General features: G+C 36.6%; 18 protein-coding genes. 10 read left to right on the forward strand and 8 right to left on the reverse strand.

What is annotated here, in order from left to right:
- Positions 1-4 precede the first annotated feature (4 nt).
- Positions 5-496 carry a DUF456 domain-containing protein gene (locus PFY09_RS19625; RefSeq protein WP_076392366.1) on the reverse strand — a complete coding sequence of 164 codons (492 nt, stop codon included), beginning with the start codon at positions 494-496 and terminating at the stop codon, positions 5-7.
- Positions 497-568: 72 nt separating this feature from the next.
- Positions 569-1,747 (reverse strand): carboxypeptidase regulatory-like domain-containing protein, encoded by a 1,179-nt coding sequence (locus PFY09_RS19630; RefSeq protein ID WP_271160811.1) that lies wholly within the window; start codon positions 1,745-1,747, stop codon positions 569-571.
- A gap of 165 nt (positions 1,748-1,912) precedes the next feature.
- Here PFY09_RS19630 and PFY09_RS19635 point away from each other — a divergent pair, with 165 nt between their 5' ends.
- From PFY09_RS19635 to PFY09_RS19680, 10 genes are all read left to right on the forward strand, one after another.
- Entirely contained in the window at positions 1,913-3,181 is a 1,269-nt protein-coding gene (locus PFY09_RS19635) for a mechanosensitive ion channel family protein (protein ID WP_076392370.1), read from the forward strand.
- 77 nt (positions 3,182-3,258) lie between these two features.
- Positions 3,259-3,978 carry a pyridoxine 5'-phosphate synthase gene (locus PFY09_RS19640; protein WP_271160812.1) on the forward strand — a complete coding sequence of 240 codons (720 nt, stop codon included), beginning with the start codon at positions 3,259-3,261 and terminating at the stop codon, positions 3,976-3,978.
- Between the two features lie 101 nt (positions 3,979-4,079).
- A complete protein-coding gene (locus PFY09_RS19645; RefSeq protein WP_271160813.1) occupies positions 4,080-4,859 on the forward strand; it encodes an alpha/beta fold hydrolase in 780 nt (259 codons plus the stop codon).
- Positions 4,860-4,975: 116 nt separating this feature from the next.
- Complete coding sequence (locus PFY09_RS19650) at positions 4,976-5,194, forward strand: microviridin/marinostatin family tricyclic proteinase inhibitor (protein WP_076392376.1); 219 nt, start codon at positions 4,976-4,978, stop codon at positions 5,192-5,194.
- A 26-nt stretch (positions 5,195-5,220) separates the two neighbouring features.
- Positions 5,221-5,439, forward strand: a complete 219-nt coding sequence (locus PFY09_RS19655) for a microviridin/marinostatin family tricyclic proteinase inhibitor (RefSeq protein WP_076392378.1) — start codon at positions 5,221-5,223, stop codon at positions 5,437-5,439.
- 87 nt (positions 5,440-5,526) lie between these two features.
- Positions 5,527-6,480: an MvdC/MvdD family ATP grasp protein gene (locus tag PFY09_RS19660; RefSeq protein WP_271160814.1), complete on the forward strand. Its 954-nt coding sequence runs from the start codon at positions 5,527-5,529 to the stop codon at positions 6,478-6,480.
- Positions 6,477-7,481, forward strand: a complete 1,005-nt coding sequence (locus PFY09_RS19665; protein WP_271160815.1) for an MvdC/MvdD family ATP grasp protein — start codon at positions 6,477-6,479, stop codon at positions 7,479-7,481. The genes PFY09_RS19660 and PFY09_RS19665 overlap by 4 nt, the downstream gene beginning before the upstream one ends.
- 207 nt (positions 7,482-7,688) lie before the next feature.
- Positions 7,689-8,702: an NAD-dependent epimerase/dehydratase family protein gene (locus PFY09_RS19670; protein ID WP_271160816.1), complete on the forward strand. Its 1,014-nt coding sequence runs from the start codon at positions 7,689-7,691 to the stop codon at positions 8,700-8,702.
- A complete protein-coding gene (locus tag PFY09_RS19675; RefSeq protein WP_271160817.1) occupies positions 8,699-10,468 on the forward strand; it encodes an AMP-dependent synthetase/ligase in 1,770 nt (589 codons plus the stop codon). Before PFY09_RS19670 ends, PFY09_RS19675 begins: the two co-directional genes overlap by 4 nt.
- 77 nt (positions 10,469-10,545) lie before the next feature.
- The gene (locus tag PFY09_RS19680) at positions 10,546-11,601 is read left to right on the forward strand and encodes a diphosphomevalonate/mevalonate 3,5-bisphosphate decarboxylase family protein (protein ID WP_271160818.1); all 1,056 of its coding nucleotides are present in this window, start codon (positions 10,546-10,548) and stop codon (positions 11,599-11,601) included.
- 57 nt (positions 11,602-11,658) lie between these two features.
- Here the strand turns inward: PFY09_RS19680 and PFY09_RS19685 are convergent, their stop codons facing one another.
- The 6 genes from PFY09_RS19685 to PFY09_RS19710 form a co-directional block, all read right to left on the reverse strand.
- Positions 11,659-12,504: a prephenate dehydrogenase gene (locus PFY09_RS19685; RefSeq protein ID WP_271160819.1), complete on the reverse strand. Its 846-nt coding sequence runs from the start codon at positions 12,502-12,504 to the stop codon at positions 11,659-11,661.
- Positions 12,505-12,808: 304 nt separating this feature from the next.
- The gene (locus PFY09_RS19690) at positions 12,809-15,085 is read right to left on the reverse strand and encodes a cation:proton antiporter (protein WP_271160820.1); all 2,277 of its coding nucleotides are present in this window, start codon (positions 15,083-15,085) and stop codon (positions 12,809-12,811) included.
- A 94-nt stretch (positions 15,086-15,179) separates the two neighbouring features.
- The gene (locus PFY09_RS19695) at positions 15,180-15,890 is read right to left on the reverse strand and encodes a LytR/AlgR family response regulator transcription factor (protein ID WP_271160821.1); all 711 of its coding nucleotides are present in this window, start codon (positions 15,888-15,890) and stop codon (positions 15,180-15,182) included.
- Positions 15,868-16,638: a histidine kinase gene (locus PFY09_RS19700; RefSeq protein WP_084196407.1), complete on the reverse strand. Its 771-nt coding sequence runs from the start codon at positions 16,636-16,638 to the stop codon at positions 15,868-15,870. Before PFY09_RS19700 ends, PFY09_RS19695 begins: the two co-directional genes overlap by 23 nt.
- A 184-nt stretch (positions 16,639-16,822) precedes the next feature.
- A complete protein-coding gene (locus PFY09_RS19705; RefSeq protein ID WP_076392396.1) occupies positions 16,823-17,194 on the reverse strand; it encodes a hypothetical protein in 372 nt (123 codons plus the stop codon).
- A complete protein-coding gene (locus PFY09_RS19710) occupies positions 17,194-18,387 on the reverse strand; it encodes an alanine dehydrogenase (protein ID WP_076392398.1) in 1,194 nt (397 codons plus the stop codon). Before PFY09_RS19710 ends, PFY09_RS19705 begins: the two co-directional genes overlap by 1 nt.
- Positions 18,388-18,393: the final 6 nt, after the last annotated feature.

The raw sequence follows: 18,393 nt of genomic DNA on the forward strand, positions 1-18,393 counted from the left end.
TTTTTTATATAATATTAAGCATATCTAATAATACTACCAAAAACATTGCCACACCTACCACAAGACTGAAACCTGTTCCGTAAATAAATCCTATAAAAGCCCCTTTTGTTGATTTCAGGGCTTTATTCACATCCTTGCTGTCGTGAAGAAGTTCTCCGATAAACACTCCCGCAAACATTCCCACCAGAAAACCCAAAGGAATAGGTAAAAATATTCCGACAATGGTTCCGATAATCGAACCGATGCTTCCCCAACGCGTTCCTCCGTATTTCTGATTGGTTTTTGCCGGAATTACATAATTCAAAACTACAGAAGCTACCGTCAGAATTCCGAATGCCCAAACATAAATCATAGGAAGATCTGCATCTGTTCCGAATTTATAAATTAAAAGTCCGCAGATGCTCAGCAATAAGCCCGGCAAAACAGGAAGAAACGTCCCTAAAATCCCCAGAAACAAAAGAATAAGACAAAGGATATTAATCAGTGTAGAGTCCATAATTTAAATTTATTTGCAGTATATAACAAAAGTGACTCCAAAGAGCCACTTTATATTGATAAAAAAATTCTGTTAAAGATTCAGGATCACGTACTGTAAAATAACACCCGCATTTCCGATGTTTCCTGCAGCATGATTGTGGAAACTTGTATAATAAATATAACCGCTGTTTGAAGAACCAGAGCATGGACCTACAGTTGCGCCCAATGCAACAAGATAAGGAACTAAAGTTTGCGGAACGGAAATCGTAATCTGGATACTGCTTCCCGGAATTGTAACGCAAACCGGAACAAACGTTGTGTTCGGAGCATTTCCGATTGGCGTTACCGGAATTCCTGTAGCCGTAAAATGATTCGTTCTCAACATCAATGCCTGATTGGCGCCGTCTTTTACCAGAACTTCCCAGTAAGAAGGGTCATAATTGGTAATTTTTTGCCAGGATCCCAAATCAAAATCGATATTCAGATTGTTGAAACCAAGTGCCGAAGACAATCCTGCGTTGCTTACCACAGCCGGAACAATGCCCGAATTTCCTGTGTTTGTAGAACAAAGTTTTGAATCGGGAACAAATCCTCCCGCAGGAGCGCAGCTTGAAGTATTGTCTGTACCACCCACTAAATAAGAAACATCCCAATCTGAAGCATAAATACTTCCGCCATTAGCAACGAAGATCGCAAGGTTTGCATCGATTGCAGGGAAAAGTGCCTGATTGGTAGAGTATTTTCTGGAACCGCAGTTCAGGAAAATAATATCATACTGTGCAATGGTATTTAAATTTGTAAGATCATTATTCGTGATTTCCGTAGCCGTATATCCCAAAGAAAGAATAATATCTTCAATTTTATCATACGAACCTTTTACATAAGCAATTTTAGCCACCTGATTCAGTTTGGTCTGAGACAGATCCAACGTTAAAGTTTCGTTATTTTTTACCGTTGCAGCAACTTCTGTACGGAAATTGCTTCCATTCCCGGTCTGAATGTGAATGGTGTGATTGCCTACCGGAGCGTCCAGTGTAAAATTACCATCCGCATCAGAAGTTGTGTAGTAGATTTTATATTTATCGTCAAAAGTAAAAACAGAGGCGCCTCCAATGGCTTTAGCTCCGTTCTGTGACATTACTTTTCCGGTTATTTTTCCGGTTTTTACCGTATTATCTACCGTAGCTTCTGTGGGAGAAGAAGGATCCGAGTGACAGGAACCCAAAGAAAAAAGGATGATAAAAATAAAAAAGAGGTTAAGTTTTTTCATAAATCATAGTTTTTAATTACGAGACTAAATTAATGATTTTATTATTAAATATATTAAAATTTTAAAACAATTTTAAATAATCGTTAATTAATTTTCAATTGTTTTGTGAAAAATTCTTATTTAATCGGTGTTGGAAGGATTTAATTTTTTACTAAATTTGTTAGAATGAATGATCAGTTACAGGAAACCAAAAATTTCATACAAGATTTAAGCGAACAGCTTTATTTATATATTACCAAAATTTCTCCGGCAGGTCTGGATTGGATTTTTCATGCCTTTACAAAGCTTGCTATACTTGTTATTTTATTTTTGCTGGTAGACTTTCTTGTAAAACCTGTGATTAATCTTATCTTCCGTTTTTTTCATAACGAAGAAAAATATCCGGTGATAAAATCAATTTATCAGTCAAGAATAACAAATTCCGTAGCTCATCTTTTTGCTTTGGCAATTGTACTGGGGATTCAAACTTCTATATTTCCGCCAAAAGCAATTCCCAGAACCAACATTTTTATTATACGTTCCATTAATTTAGGACTTGTATTAATTCTTGCCGGAATGCTCTATCGTGGTCTCACTGCTTTCAGAAATTATTTCGCCATTAAACAGGATTATTACAAAATCATGGCATTGAATGCGATTTCTGAAACAATGAAAATTTTAGGAATTTTCATTTTCTCCATTGTAGGAATCTGTGTGATTTTCGGAATTAAAGGAGCTACCATTGTTGGAAGTTTAGGGGCAATTACTGCGGTTTTGGTACTGGTTTTCCGCGATACCATTCTTGGATTTGTAACCGGAATCCATGTTTCAACTTCTAAAAGTCTTAAAGTAGGAGACTGGATCAGTATTCCCAAATACAATATCGAAGGAAATATTTCAGACATCAGTCTTTTAACGACGAAGATCATGAATTTCGATAAAACCATTTCATCGATTCCCACCTATGATCTTTTAACCACTGAGATTAAAAATCTTCAGGTGATGTCAGAATCCAACACCAGAAGAATTAAAAAATCAATCTACTTTAATATCAATTCCTTTAAATTTTTAACGGAAGAAGACATTGATCGCCTGAAAGACATTAATCTGATCTCAGAATATCTTGAAGGAAAAAGCATTGAGCTGAAAAAAGAAAAAGAGACTTTGAAGCACAGCGATAAAATAGTGAACGGGAGACAGCTTACCAACATTGGTGTTTTCAGATATTACGCAGAAAAGTACCTGCAGAATGATCCCGATGTGGATCAGGATGGGGCAATGATGGTTCGTCAGTTGGATATTACTCCGCAAGGTCTGCCTTTGGAAATCTACTGTTTCGCCAATGATTCGCGTTGGGAACATTTTGAGCAGATTCAGGCAGATATTTTTGATCATTTACTGGTTGCTTCTAAAGAATTTGATCTTCAGGTAATGCAGATCAGTGTAAAGGTGTAATGAAACTTATTCTTCGAATGTAAAATTTCATGAAATAATAAACCCACTTTTAAGTTGGGTTTTTTTATTTTTGCAGTATGACAAAACTAAGTGTAAACATTAATAAAATTGCGACGCTGAGAAATGCAAGAGGAGGAGAAACACCAAGTGTAACGGAGGCGGCCGTAAAAATTCAGGAGTTTGGAGGACAGGGCATTACCATCCATCCAAGACCGGATGAAAGACACATCACAAGAAAAGATGTTTATGATCTGAAACCTTTGGTAACCACGGAATTCAATATCGAAGGAAATCCTCACCGTTCCTTTATCGATATGGTTCTTGAGGTGAAACCGGAACAGGTAACGCTGGTTCCCGATGCAGATGATGCTATTACTTCAAACGCGGGCTGGAACACGAAAAAGCATCTGGATTTTCTTACGGAAGTGATCGCAGAATTTAAAAATGCAGGAATCCGTACTTCAATTTTCTTGGATCCGACTCCCGAACTAGTAGAATATGCTGCCAAAACAGGAACCGACAGAATTGAACTTTACACCGAAGCTTACGCTAAAAATTATACTTTAAATAAAGAATCTGCTATAAAACCTTACTACGATACGGCGGTTGTTGCCACAGATTTCGGATTGGGAATTAATGCAGGACACGATTTAAGCTTGGAAAATTTAAAATATTTCGCCGATACCATTCCGAATTTGCTTGAAGTTTCGATTGGTCATGCTTTGGTTTCCGAAGCGTTATATATGGGAATGGAAAATACAGTTCAGGCTTATCTGAAGAGACTGGCAAAATGGTAAAAAGACTGGAAGTTGTAGTTGTATGTGAAGCTAAAGGTCTGATAAGTATTCTCTAGGCTTCCTGCTTCCATCACCCCGCTTCTATCTAAAAACAAAAACGTATGGAAATTTTAAATTCAAAAATATTTGGCGAAAATCTTTCGTCGACACCGCTTTTGGTATTTCACGGTTTATTTGGAATGCTTGATAACTGGGGAACCTTCGGAAAAGATTTCGGAGAATTTGTACCGACTCACCTTATTGATCTCCGCAACCACGGGAGAAGTTTTCATTCGGATGAGATGTCTCACGACGATTTAGCGGATGATATTCTTCGGTATATGGATCATTACGGCATACAGAAAGCAAATATTCTGGGGCATTCTTTAGGCGGAAAAGCAGTGATGCAGTTTGCCATTAAATATCCTGAAAAAGTTGAAAAGCTCATCGTTGTGGATATTTCTCCGAAAGCATATCCTCCACATCATCAGGGAATTATCAAAGCTTTAGAGACGGTGGATTTCAATACGGTAAATTCCAGAAATGATGTGGAAGCGGTTTTAAGTCAGTACATTCCTGAAAGATCAACCATACAATTCCTCACAAAAAATCTGTATTGGGACGATAATAAAAAACTCAACTGGAGATTTAACCTGAAAACTTTGTCTGAAAAATACAATCAGTTTGTTTCGAATGCGATAAAGTTCGGCGTTTTCGAAGGAGAGACATTGTTTATCGCAGGTGAAAAGTCAAATTATATTCTTCCTCAGGACGAATTTGCCATCAAACAGCAGTTTCCCAAAGCTCAGTTTTCAACGGTGAAAAATGCAGGACATTGGGTGCAGGCTGAGAATCCTGTAGATTTTGCTAAAATTGTCAAAGAATTTTTGAATATTGTATAACATAAAGCATTTATTGGGGTTAATTTGTTAAAATTTTCTTAAAACGAAAATTTATTCTACTTTGTGTGATATTTTTTAATATTTTAGTCGAAGCTAAATCACTAAATATTAACATCATGGAAAATAAGAAAAACAAGAAGCCGTTCTTCGCATCATTTTTAGAAAAACAGATCGCAGAACCGGAAAAAATCAAAGGAGGATCTGAAACTGCTGCAACAGCTCCGTTAAAAGATAATGTTACAACAGCACTTCAGGACAGCGTTACAAAACCTTCCAATGATAATGTTACCATGAAATATCCTTCCGATGGCGATGAAGGCGGTAATGAAATCTAAAAACGAATAACCCAAAATAAACAACTATGAAAAACAAAGATTCAAAAAAGAAACCTTTCTTCGCTTCATTTTTAGAAAAACAATTACAGGATCCTGAAAAAATTAAAGGAGGAGGAGATGTAACTATTGCATCACAGGACAGCATTACAAAACCCGCTGTAGATACAGTGACCAAGCCGATCTATGATATGGCACAGACTATGAAATATCCGTCCGATGGTGATGATGATTCTCCATCAGTTTAATGGATTTTTATTATACAGATCACATTAAAAAATCATATTAAAAGGAAACTTACACTCTAAGTTTCCTTTTTTAATAAAAACCGGCAGATGATTCTTTGTATTACGCATTCTCAGGATTTTTACAATATTGATATCTTTTTTGAATATTTAAAATCTAAAAATATTCCTTATTTCAGGCTGAATTCAGATAAAATCAGTCATTATCAGAAAATCAGCATCAACGAAAACTTTTTTGAGTTAACGGATGAATTCGGAAATACCGTTAATTCAAACGAAATTAAAGCGGTGTGGCACAGAAAATCATGGGGAATTTCCGTTCCCGGAGAACTGGACGGAAACTACACAAAAACTTTCCTGAAAGAGTATGCAACTCTCAGATACAATCTTTTCACTTTGCTGGAAGAAGTTCCGTGGATCAATCCATTTGAGAATGAAAACAAGATAGATGGCAATAAGATGCATCAATTGAGAATTGCCAAAAAAAACAACCTTACTATTCATGAAACTATTTTTTCAAACGATTCAGAAAAAATAACCGAATTTTTTCATCAGAAATGCGGCGGAAAAATGGTGGCAAAACTTCATGGTGCGCTTTCAAAAACAATGAGGGGCGAAAATTTCCTTTCCACCAATATCATCGATGAAAATTCTCTCGAAAATATAGAAGACATAGAATATTGTCCCATGATTTTTCAGCCCTACATCGAAAAAGAATATGAACTGAGAATACTGTATCTCGAAGGAGAATTTTTTACCGGAAAAATCAATAACAGCGAAAATGCCGACTGGAGAATTGCCAACGAAAATTATTTTTGGTCAGAATACAGCTTACCCGAAAATATTAAAACCAGTTTAACTTCAATGATGAAAGAAATGGGACTGTACATCGGAGCAATCGACATGATAAAAAGCAAAGACGGAAACTATTATTTCCTTGAAGTAAATCCGCAGGGAGAATGGGGAATGCTGCAGAAAGAACTCAATTTTCCGATTGCGGAAAGAATTGCCGACAACCTTATAAAAAGAATGAAAAACCAATGAATAAAATTTTAATAATTACTCATACAGGAGATAATTTTTCCATAGAAAAAGTAACGGAATACATTTCTGAAAACCATTGTGAAGGTATCCGTTTCGATGTCGATTTATACCCTTTGCAAAATAAATTATCCACCCGTTTTGAAGACGGAAAATGGATCAGTATTTTAGAAACACCCGAAAAAAAACACCGTTTAGATGATATTTCCGCAGTCTGGTACAGAAGAGCCTACAACATCGGAAGCGGACTGAAGGAGGAACTCGATTCTAAATTTTACGGAGCCGCGATGGGAGAGATCAGAACCACGCTTTTTGGTTTTTTAGAGTCTATTGATGTGTATTCATTAGGAAAACCGAGTGTATACAGAAGGCTGGACAGCAAAGAGGAACAGTTGAAAATAGCCCATAAAATAGGACTACAGATTCCCGAATCATGCCTTACCAACAATCCGGAAGAAGCGAAACAGTTCATTGTAAAACATAAAAATGTGGTTGCCAAAATGCAGACCGGATTTGCCATTTATGAAGACGGTGTTGAAAGTGTGGTCTTCACCAATGTGGTAAACGAAGATAAACTGAAGGAACTGGATACGCTTTTGTACTGTCCGATGCAGTTCCAGAAAAAAATTGAAAAGAAAAAAGAACTTAGAATTACCATTGTCGGAAGAGATGTTTATGCTTTCGAAATCGATTCTCAACAATCGGAAGCCGCAAAAATAGACTGGCGAAAAGATGGTGTCAATCTCATTGATAAATGGATTCCTGCGGAACTTCCGATAGACATCGAAGCGAAGTTGCTGGAACTTTTAGACGTTTATCATATCGACTACGGCGCAATTGACATGATCGTTTCGCCGGAAGATGAATATTATTTCATTGAGATCAACTGTGCCGGAGAATTTTTCTGGCTCGATAATCTTACCGAAGGAAACCTTATTTCCAAAAGTATTGCCGATATCTTATGTGATAAAGCTCCAAGAAGAAACAATAGGGTTCTTGTTTAAAAATTTATTCAGAACAGATGATATGGAAAACGGGCGAAAGTCCGTTTTTTTATTTCAAAACAATTTCACGATTTAAATAAAATCAGGATTACTAAAACTTTTGTCGTTTTATCCATTTAAAAAACAGAAAATCTCCCTTAAAAATCGCAAATTTGCATAACGTAGAATATTATCATAATTTAGTCAGCAATCAAGTAAAAAAAATTGATGGTTTTTGTAACGGGAGCAACCGGAATTTTAGGCAGAGTAATCGTTTTGGAACTTCTGAAAAAGGGAAAAAACGTTCGTGCAGCAAAAAGACCGACGAGCAATTTAAACGAAGTAAGGCATTCCTATACATTTTATACGGAAAATCCCGATGATTTCTTCAACAGAATTGAATGGGTTGATGTAGATTTTAATGATATGTATTCTCTTCAGGAAGCTTTAAAAGAGGTGGATGAAGTATATCACTGCGCTGCAAAAGTAAGCTTTCATCCTCATGATGAAAAAGAAATGTATCGTACCAATATAAAAGGTACAGAAAATCTCCTGTACGCCTGCGAAGGCTCCGGTGTGAAGAAATTTCTTCACGTAAGCTCAATTGCTGTCCTTGATAATTTCAACGAAAAAGGAGAACTGGACGAGGATTCCGATTTCAATCCTAAACTGGATCATTCTGCATACGCACTTTCCAAACACCTTTCCGAAATGGAAGTATGGAGAGCTTCAGCAGAAGGTTTAAACGTTGTTATTGTAAATCCCGGAATCATCATCGGAAGCGGAAACTGGGGAAACAGCAGCGGAGATGTTTTTCCTACCTTCGAAAAAAACAGCTTTACATTTTCTGGCGGATCTAGTTATGTGGATGTAAGAGATGTTGCAGAAATTTCCATAGAATTAATGGAAAAAAACATTTTCGGGGAACGTTTTATTGTTATTGCAGAAAACAGAAGGTACGCAGAATTAGGAAAACAGATCAGATCCAGATTGAATTTAAAGGAAGCTAAAATTCTTTCAGACTTTCAGCTCAATATCGGAGTTTTGGCAAATACATTATTCGGCTGGTTGATTCCGGCTTTAAGAATGACAACAAGATCCAATGTGAAATCAATTTCAGAAATGAACACCGTTTCCAACGAAAAAATAAAAAGCAGATTGAATTATCAGTTTATTCCTCTTTCGGAAAGTATTGATTTTCATTTAAATAATTATATCAACGATAAAAAGATAAAGCAATGAATCTTGCAGAGGCAATTATCTTAAAAAATACAGAAAAGCATCCCATAAAATCTGCCATCGGATTTAAAAAGAAAGATGCAGGCTGGAAAGAACTGAGCTGGAAAAAATTCGGCGAAATTGTGTATAAAACAGCCAATGCACTTAAAAATGCAGGAATTCAGGAAAATGATAAAGTAGCCATTTATTCGGATAACTCTTCCGAATGGATGATTTTTGATCTCGCGGTGTTGGCAATCGGAGCCATCACGGTTCCAATCTATTCCACCAATAATGCAGAACAGGCAGAATACATCATCAACGATTCGGAAGCGAAGGCAATTTTAGTGGGAGATCAGGCTCAGTACGATGCGTGTCTGGAAATTTTGAAGAAAGAAAGTACAAGTCTGCAAACGATTATCATTTCTAAAAAAGCAGTCTGGATCAAGAAAGAATTCAGCAGTTTTTATCTGGAGGATTTTATCGCTAAAAGTTCTCCCAAATTAGAATTCTGCAAGAAAGAATATGAAGATATTGCCACGCTTATCTACACTTCCGGAACTACAGGAACACCGAAAGGAGTCATGCTTACGCACGGAAATTTCATAAAAGCCTTTGATGCGCATTTTGAATTTTTCAAGTTTAATAACTTTGAAGAAGAGCTTTCTCTGGCATTTTTACCTTTAACCCACGTTTTCGAAAGAAGCTGGAGCCTGCTTTGCCTTTACGGAGGCGCAAGAGTGTATTTCCTCGAAGATCCGAAAAATATTGCCAATGCTTTGGAAGAGGTAAAACCGACCATGATGTGCGCGGTGCCGAGATTTTTCCAGAAAGTCTACGCCGGAGTGTTGGAAAAAGCAGAAGAAGGTTCATCCTTGAAGAAAAAAATATTTAACTGGGCATTGGAAACCGGTTCGCAGACCGCAGAATTAAGAAGAAGAGAACAGCCGGTTCCGTTTGGATTAAAAATAAAAGAAAACATTGCCGAATCTTTGGTTTTCAGTAAAATTAAAGAAAAAATGGGCGGAAGATTATGGTTTCTGCCTTGTGGCGGAGCTTCATTATCTCCTGAAGTGACGAAGTTTTTTGAATCGGTTGGAATTCATGTGACGGTTGGCTACGGTTTAACGGAAACTACGGCAACTTTAACCGCTTTTCCTTTGACGAATTTTGAACACGGAAGCTGCGGAAAACCTCTTCCGGGCGTGGAAATCCGAATCGGGGAGAACGACGAAATTCAGGCAAAAGGAAACGGAATCATGAAGGGATATTACAAAAAGCCTGAAGAAACGCAGAAAGTTTTCACGGAAGACGGCTGGTTTAAAACCGGAGATGCCGGAACCATCGACAGCAAAGGAAATCTTACCATTACAGACCGATTGAAAGATCTCATGAAGACTTCCAACGGAAAATACATCGCGCCGCAGCAGATTGAAAATATTTTAACCAACAATAATTTCATTCAGCAGATTGTTCTGATTGCGGAAGGAAGACAGTTTGTTTCCGCTTTAGTGGTTCCTAACTTTGAATTTTTAAAAGAATATCTCAAGAAAAATAATATTGCTTTCAATAATTGGGAAGAAATCGTGAAAAACGAGAAGGTAAACGATTTTTATAAAGATAAAATTAAAGAACTGCAAATAGATTTATCAGATTACGAAAAAGTGAAAAAATTCACATTGATGCCTTCGGAATTTGATATCAATACAGGAGAAATTACTCCGACATTGAAGGTAAAAAGAAATGTAGTGCTTAAAAAATATGCAGATCTCATAGAGAAGATGTATTAAATTTTTAAGGCTGAGTTGAAGATAGAGCTGTAATAACTGTACATTAAACCAGATCTCACCTTGCAAAAATTGAAATTATGACAACACAGGATTTTTTAGGAAAAAAAGATTTTACAATAAACAATCAGACGGTTTCAGAAAGCTGTCCTTCCAATATTGCCTTAATTAAATATTGGGGAAAATACGACAATCAGATTCCCGCCAATCCAAGCATCAGTTTTACATTAAATCATTGCAGAACGAATACTTCGATGGAGTTTTCTGCCAATGAACCTTTTTCTGTGCAGACTTTTCTTGCCGGAAATGAAGAAGTAAAATTTGCCGAAAAAATTGAAAAATATTTCAGAAATATCGAACAGTATCTTCCATGGATTTTACAGGGAAAATACATCATCAGAACCGAAAATACTTTTCCTCACAGCTCAGGAATTGCAAGTTCTGCTTCCGGTTTCGGAGCGATAGCTAAATGTTTAATGAATCTGGATGAAACATTCTCGGGAAAAACTTCGGATGAAGAATCGTTGAGAAAAGCCTCTTTTTTAGCAAGATTAGGAAGCGGAAGCGCCTGCAGAAGTCTTTACAACGGATTGGTTGTGTGGGGAGAATCTCAGGTAAAAGGAAGTTCTGATCTTTTTGCAGTACAATACCCAAACGATGAAATTCATGAAATTTTTAAAGATTTTAATGACTGGGTTTTACTCATTCATGAAGGTCAGAAAAGCGTTTCTTCCACAGTCGGTCATGGTTTGATGAATACCAATCCTTACGCAGACAGAAGATTTCAGGAAGCAAGAGAAAATTTCGGTCCCATGAAAGAAATTTTAACCAATGGAGATTTACAGAGTTTTATTAAACTGGTAGAACACGAAGCATTAACACTTCATGCCATGATGATGATGAGCGATCCTGCATTTATTTTAATGAAAACAGGGACTTTGGAAGTCATCAATAAAATTTGGGATTTCAGAAGAGAAACCAATTTGCCGTTGTTTTTTACGTTAGATGCAGGAGCAAACGTTCATCTTCTCTTCCCGAACGAAGGTTCAGAAGAAAAAATAAAATCTTTCATCGAAACCGAACTCTTGCAGCATACGCAGAACAATGGAGTGGTGAAAGATGTGATGAAGTTTTAATTTGTGAAAAAATATAAGGGTTAAAGACATACTTAAAATCTTTAACCCTATTTTTATCTATTTATCTAAGATTCCCCTGATTTTATTCGCATTGGAAATCAGTTCTCCAAGATATTCGAAATTTTCTTTTTCCAGTGCTGCTTTAAACTTTCTTAACTGAGCAATATGCTCATTAAGAACATCCAAAACATTTTCTTTATTTTGTTTGAAAATCGGAACCCACATTTCAGGATGAGACTTTGCCAGACGAACAGTGCTGGAAAAACCGGAACTAGCCAGTTGAAAAATAGTTTCTTCTTCTTTCTCCTTTTCTAAAACCGTATTAGCCAAAGCGTAAGAGGTGATGTGGGAAATATGCGAAATGTAAGCGGTGTGAACATCATGATCTTCCGCATTCATGTAAATCAGATGCATATCAAGACTTTCTACAATTTTTTCAACCAGTTGTAAAGCATCTTCTGCGGATTCTTCCTTATCGCAGATAACCCCTGCTTTTCCGGAGAAACTTTCTGAAACTGCCGATTTCGGGCCGTTGTTTTCCGTTCCCCACATCGGATGGAAAGCCACAAATCTTGATCTTTTCGGATGATTTTTTACCGCATTTACAATTCCTGCTTTGGTAGATCCTGCATCCATCACCGTCTGATGTTCTGAAATCAGGTCTAAAACATTCGGCAATAATTTTCTCGCGGCATCCACAGGAATGGAAAGAATGACCAGATCAGAGTTTTTAATTCCGTATTCCAGATCTACTTTTGCATCGATTATTTTGAGTTCTAATGCTTCATTAAGATGGTCATTGCTGTTATCAATACCGTAAATGAAATCGGCAATTCCTTTTTGTTTTAATTTTAAAGCCATTGAGCCACCGATTAATCCTACACCAATAATACTTATTTTCATCGTTTAAATTTTAAAATAAAAAACCCCGCCCAAGGACGAGGTTTTGTTTTATCTATATGAAATCCTTATCCCAGATCTGAGTTAAAAATTCCGTAATAATATGTTCCGTTGTTTGTAATCACGAGACAAAGGTAAATAATTTTTTTTAATCAGGATTAAAAAGTGAATTGTGAATTTCGCTTCGCGAGTCAAATTTTTTACAGGTCAATTAACTTCGTTGCCAATTCGCTTTGCTGTCAATTTATTTCATTGTGAATTTAAGAATTAGCCATTGCTTGCGTAGCAAAATTCATTATTCAAATCATTAAGGATTGCTGATAATCAATGTTGAAGGAATATCCGATAACCATATGCTTTTCGTATCGATGAGGTTTTTCCAGCTTTTGCTGCTGATGAGCATTAAATCCTGCGAATTCAGAAACTCTTTCTCAATTTTTTTCTCATTGTATAAAGTGATGTGATTGGGCGCAACCTGTTCAATGCTTCGGATGAGTTCTTTCACTTCAGTATTATTCCGGATCTGTCCTGCAACATCTAAGATAATAATCTGGGAATTGTTATTATTGATGAGTCTTTTGGCATATTCAAGCAGATAAAAATCACTTAAATTAAAAATCGGGACAAAAACTTTGTCTGCGGAAGTAAATTCTTTTTCCACCAGAATACCAACAGGAATCTGGGTTTTATCTAAAATCTGTAACGTAAAATCGTCAAAAGGAGAGTTGTTGAAAATATTTCCTTTCCCTTTTACCGTATTTAAAAGTTTTTCCGGATTAATAATCTTTGTCGTGAAACCAAGCAATCTTCCCAGTAAACTTCCTTCATACATCGATTTTCCGAGCATAATCAGAAGAAGATCATAATTTCCTTTGTTGGTAATGTGTGTAAGATCGTTTTCAATATCATTGGATGCTTTGAAAAGCGTTGTGACTTCAAGATTCAGATCGTTGGACGTTTCTATTACATTTTTAAACTGCTCATTTTCGTATTCATTAATATCGTAAGCGTGCATTTCGTTCACGGGAGCAATATTCATCGCGGTTATGCTTTTATTGCCGTTCATTTTATGGGTGAAATCATGAGCCAGTTTCAGCAGCGTGCTTCCGGATTCAGGATGGTCAAAAGATAATAATACCCTGTATTTCGCATCATTTACCGGAGATTCCTCATCATCTTTTTTAGATTTAAATAGAAAATTGATGAAATCCAGCGCAGGTCCCGTCATGAATGTTGTAAAGAGCGCCATAATTACCATCATCGCAAATATCTGAGGACTTAAAACGCCCAGATCATAACCGATATTCAGGACAATAAGTTCCATTAAACCTCTGGTGTTCATCAAGGCTCCGATCGTTAAACTTTCTTTCCAGTTGATGCCTAAAAATTTTGCGGTTAAGGCACTTCCTGCAAATTTTCCTACGACTGCGGTCAAAATGATAAATCCTGCTGTAATCCAAAGATGACTGTCATTCAGTAATCCGATCTGGGTACGAAGTCCTGTAAATACAAAGAAAAGGGGCAGAAGAAGTACCAAAGCGACATCTTCCACTTTATCAATAAACAGTGTTCTGAATTTTGCATTTTCAGGCATGATCGCTCCTGCCATAAAAGCTCCGAAAAGCGCATGAATCCCAATAACTTCCGTAGCATAAGCCGAAAGAATTAAGGTTAAAAAGAAAATCGCAACCATGGGTTTGTTGATGGTGCTTTTTCCTGCCTGTAAGTCTCCGATTCTTTTTAGGAACGGTCTTACAATCTTAATCATAAAAAATACATAGGCAATTGCCATCAGGATCACGTAAATGGAGCTTTCAAACGATCCGGCTTTTACGATAGCAATTACGGCTGCTAAAATACACCATGCCGTAATATCATCGGCTGCTGCACAAGTGATGACTACCGTTCCCAGTTTGGTTTTCTGAAGATTTCTTTCCTGAACGATTCTTGCCAAAACAGGAAACGCCGTGATGCTCATGGCAATAGCGATGAAAAGCGCGAATGAGGTAAACTGAATTCCTTCCGGCGCAAATTCTTTATAAATGAAATAAGACAGACCAATTCCCAATGCAAAAGGGATAATGATACTTGCATGACTGATGACCACCGCATCGTGTGCTTTTTTTCTTAAAACGCTTAGATCCAGTTCCATTCCTACAATGTACATGAAGAGGATAAGCCCGATCTGGCTTAAAAACTGAAGATTTCCTAAAGATTCTTTCGGGAAAAGAAATGCCGAAAATTCCGGGAAGTACATTCCTACAAGGGAAGGTCCCAAAACAATTCCCGCAATCATTTCACCGATCACGGAAGGCTGCTTGATCTTCATACAAATCCAGCCGAAAAGTCTTGCAATAAGAATAATCGTAACGATTTGCGCCAGTAATAAAGCTAAAGGATGGTGAAGATTGGTCTTGAATGATTCTAAAAAGTTGTCCCAACTGGAACTGTTGTTTGTTTTTGTAATGATCTTTTCTCCGATTTCCAAAGTCTGCCCTTCAATGATGAAAAAATACATCAGTGATGAAAAAACAATAATGGTGGAAATATAAAAGATGATATTTCTGTATTTTCCCCAATTCATGATTCCAAATTTTAGACAAAATTGCTAAGAAAATCGGAAAAAAAAGATGATTTTTAATCAAATGTAATGAAAAGAAAGAATTTTGCAGTGAAATCTAATGTCCCAATAAATCGGAAAGAGATTTCCTGTAGGTTTCCCCGATCTGAAGCTTTAAAAAGCGGTCATTTCCCAGAGAAACAGTAGTAATAATTTCGTTGGTGGAAAATACTTTTACAGCAGATAAAGCAACAACTTCTTTTTTATTGACCTGCGCAAAATCTTTTGCAGGAAGCATTTCCAGAAGGTTTTTGAAATTCAGGTTTTTTAGAACAATATTGGTTCCGTCTTTAAGAAGGATTTCCTTGTCCCGACTGTCGATTTCCGAAGTTTTGATGTAGGCGATCTGGTCCGTAAAAATTACGGTTTTGCCGATGTTGGTATTCCACTCGATAAAATCTTTTTTATGGGTTTTCCAGAGCAATTCTTGCGCTTTTTCGAAAGCCTGTGTTAACCTTTCTTTTTTGATGGGTTTTCTTACATAATCCACAACATTCAGGTCGAAAGCTTCGGCTGCATATTCTTTGTAAGCGGTGGTAAAAATGATTTTTTTTGAGCCTGAAATGGCTTCTGCAACCTGCAATCCGTTTATTCCGGGCATTTCAATGTCTAAAATGCAGACGTTGCAGTCGATATTTTCAATTTCGTTAAGAAAAATTTTAGGATCATTGAAGGCTTTTACAACTTCTACATTTTCAATCTGTTCGCATAGGAGTTTTAAATAGCTGATTGCCAGTAATTCATCATCAAGAATAACGCATTTTATCATAAAAATCTCCTAAATTGATTGTTAATTCTGCCGTGAAGATACCGTTTTTTGAACTTTTCTGAAGCGTGTAAAAATTATTGTAGATCATTTTCAGCCTTTGATCCAGAGACTGGCTTCCGAAGCCGCTTTTTTCCTTTTCGAGAACATTTTTCAGAGAAGCTTTATTGCTTACTTTCATCGTGAAAATTCTTTTTTCAAGTTCAAGCTGAATGGAAATAAAAGAGTCTGAAGCAAGGAAATCGGTGTGTTTAAAGGCATTTTCAATCAAATCTACCGAAAGAAGAGGGGCAAAAACTTTCTCTTCGTAAATTTCATCCGATTTATTGATTTTCGATTTAATTCTGAAATCAAAAAGCGGATTTACTTTAATTTTGTTGATCTCAATTAAACTTAAAGCAAAATTTAATTCTTCTTTTGGGCTTACGAATTTGTTATTGCTTTCGTATAGAATATAGTCTAAAACATTCGCAAGTTTATCGAGCGACATGTACGTCTGATAGGCGTGAGACTGCACCGAATTCAGAATGTTTTTGAATAGATGCGGGTTCAGCTTTGTTCCGATGTGTTCAAGCTGTACTTCATTCAGTCTTTCCTGAATCATTTTATTGGCAGTCGAAAGCTTGGCATTTTTTACTTTAAATTTCTGATTTTGGCTGAATAAATAAATGCTTACCGTTAAAAAAAAGAAAACCGCAAATACTCCGATGAATATCCAATAATCATGAATCATGTAGTAATTGCCTTCCATGGATTGAAAATTTATTTACTTCTTTTTATTTTCTATTTTAAACCAAACACTCGGTATTTGCGACATGTCATGCTGAGCTTGTCGAAGCATCTTTATTTTTTATTTAAACGCAAAGTTTTAATAAAGATAATTCTAAATTTAAAAGAAGCAAAGGTATAAATGCTTCGCAAAGCAGACTGATAATTTATTTCAATTTCTTCAAAGAATTCACCGTTACGCTTTCCTCGCATTTTTCGAAAGTAATTTCGAAAGTTGGTTTTTCTTCGGGATAGGTGAGAAGATAATCAGGACAGGGTTTTTTCTGTGCGTGGCTTCTGTCGAAATCAATCTTTCCTTTGGTGATGATACTGTCTTTCAGAAATTTTTCATCAACTTTTAATGTTGCCATTTCTGTTTTTGCTGTTTCAGAATATTTAAAATCTTTAGACAGGGTTTCTGCAATAACGCGGCTGTTGGGAAGATAACCGCTGCAGCTTGCGCCTTTTTTGTTTAAGATAAAAAATACAATAATACATCCCGGTACAAGACCGATTGCATAGAATTTCAGTTTTTTCATTAGAAAATTAAAAGATTGATATCGTGATAAGTAAGTCCGAAACGGTCGCAGATGATTTTCTTCGTATGTCTGCCTTTGTACATATAAAGACTCTGTTTCATTTCATTTTTGCGAACCAGCATATTTTCGAAACCGCCTTCTTCATCATAATTTAAAATATAGGAAAGGAAGAAATTGGAGATCGCTTTTGTTGTGGTTCTCGGCATTCTTGAGGTAAGGTTCGGAAGTCCGCAGTGGATTACGCCGTGCTTAATGATGTATGGATCTTCCATGGTGGTAAGTTCGGAAGTCTCGATTACTTTTCCGTTGTCGATGGTAATATCGATAATAACACTTCCTTTTTTCATTTTCATTACCATATCTTCGGTAACGATGGGTGTCATATTAAGTCTTGGAAGGGCTCCGATCACAACATCGGCTCTTCTTAACGCTTTTTTCAGCTCTTTCGGATCGATAATGGAAGTCGGAACTCTGCTGTCAACCAAAGTATGAAGTCGTCTTAATTTTGAAAGGGAATTATCGAAAACTCTTACACTTGCGCCTAAACCGATGGCTGCTTTTGTTGCAAATTCTCCAACGATTCCTGCTCCCAAAATAACCACTTCAGCGGGTCTTACTCCTGTAATTCCGCCCAACATTAAGCCGTTGGATAAAGCTAAAAGCTCGGAAGCATAAAGAATGGAAACCGTTCCTGCAATTTCGCCGACCAATCTTACTAAAGCTAACTGTTTGTATTCGTCTACAATGAATTCGAATGCAATGGCATTTACTTTTTTCTCTGCCAGTTTTAAGAAATAGTCTTTATCTCTCAAATTGATCTGAAGTGCCGATACAAGATAGGTATTCGGTCGCATATAATCGATTTCTTCGTCTGTAGGCGGATTGACTTTTAAAATTAAATCCTGCCCGAAAGCTTCTTTCGGATCGTTTGTAATTCTCGCTCCCGATTCAGAATATTGCAGATCTGTAAAGAACGAACCTTGTCCGGCTCCGGATTCTATGATTATTTCATGACCACTTTCTACCAAAACCTGCACCGCATCAGGCGTTATGCAAGCTCTTCTTTCATTCAGGGAAGTTTCCTTCGGAATTCCTATGCTGAATTGTTTTCCTTTTTTAATGACCTCCAGTTTTTCTTCTTTCGGCATCAGTTCCTCTTCGGTAAAAGGAGTAAAAATGTTTGTAGTACTCATCCTTTT

The organism is Chryseobacterium gambrini (genome assembly GCF_027920505.1).
Classification (GTDB): domain Bacteria; phylum Bacteroidota; class Bacteroidia; order Flavobacteriales; family Weeksellaceae; genus Chryseobacterium; species Chryseobacterium gambrini.

Coding starts and splice junctions, on each gene's coding strand:
- PFY09_RS19695 (WP_271160821.1), bottom strand. CDS start 15,890: ATGATAAAATGCGTTATTCTTGATGATGAATTACTGGCAATCAGCTAT.
- PFY09_RS19625 (WP_076392366.1), bottom strand. CDS start 496: ATGGACTCTACACTGATTAATATCCTTTGTCTTATTCTTTTGTTTCTG.
- PFY09_RS19700 (WP_084196407.1), bottom strand. CDS start 16,638: ATGGAAGGCAATTACTACATGATTCATGATTATTGGATATTCATCGGA.
- PFY09_RS19685 (WP_271160819.1), bottom strand. CDS start 12,504: ATGAAAATAAGTATTATTGGTGTAGGATTAATCGGTGGCTCAATGGCT.
- PFY09_RS19670 (WP_271160816.1), top strand. CDS start 7,689: ATGGTTTTTGTAACGGGAGCAACCGGAATTTTAGGCAGAGTAATCGTT.
- PFY09_RS19635 (WP_076392370.1), top strand. CDS start 1,913: ATGAATGATCAGTTACAGGAAACCAAAAATTTCATACAAGATTTAAGC.
- PFY09_RS19705 (WP_076392396.1), bottom strand. CDS start 17,194: ATGAAAAAACTGAAATTCTATGCAATCGGTCTTGTACCGGGATGTATT.
- PFY09_RS19680 (WP_271160818.1), top strand. CDS start 10,546: ATGACAACACAGGATTTTTTAGGAAAAAAAGATTTTACAATAAACAAT.
- PFY09_RS19660 (WP_271160814.1), top strand. CDS start 5,527: ATGATTCTTTGTATTACGCATTCTCAGGATTTTTACAATATTGATATC.
- PFY09_RS19640 (WP_271160812.1), top strand. CDS start 3,259: ATGACAAAACTAAGTGTAAACATTAATAAAATTGCGACGCTGAGAAAT.
- PFY09_RS19690 (WP_271160820.1), bottom strand. CDS start 15,085: ATGAATTGGGGAAAATACAGAAATATCATCTTTTATATTTCCACCATT.
- PFY09_RS19645 (WP_271160813.1), top strand. CDS start 4,080: ATGGAAATTTTAAATTCAAAAATATTTGGCGAAAATCTTTCGTCGACA.
- PFY09_RS19630 (WP_271160811.1), bottom strand. CDS start 1,747: ATGAAAAAACTTAACCTCTTTTTTATTTTTATCATCCTTTTTTCTTTG.
- PFY09_RS19675 (WP_271160817.1), top strand. CDS start 8,699: ATGAATCTTGCAGAGGCAATTATCTTAAAAAATACAGAAAAGCATCCC.
- PFY09_RS19710 (WP_076392398.1), bottom strand. CDS start 18,387: ATGAGTACTACAAACATTTTTACTCCTTTTACCGAAGAGGAACTGATG.
- PFY09_RS19650 (WP_076392376.1), top strand. CDS start 4,976: ATGGAAAATAAGAAAAACAAGAAGCCGTTCTTCGCATCATTTTTAGAA.
- PFY09_RS19655 (WP_076392378.1), top strand. CDS start 5,221: ATGAAAAACAAAGATTCAAAAAAGAAACCTTTCTTCGCTTCATTTTTA.
- PFY09_RS19665 (WP_271160815.1), top strand. CDS start 6,477: ATGAATAAAATTTTAATAATTACTCATACAGGAGATAATTTTTCCATA.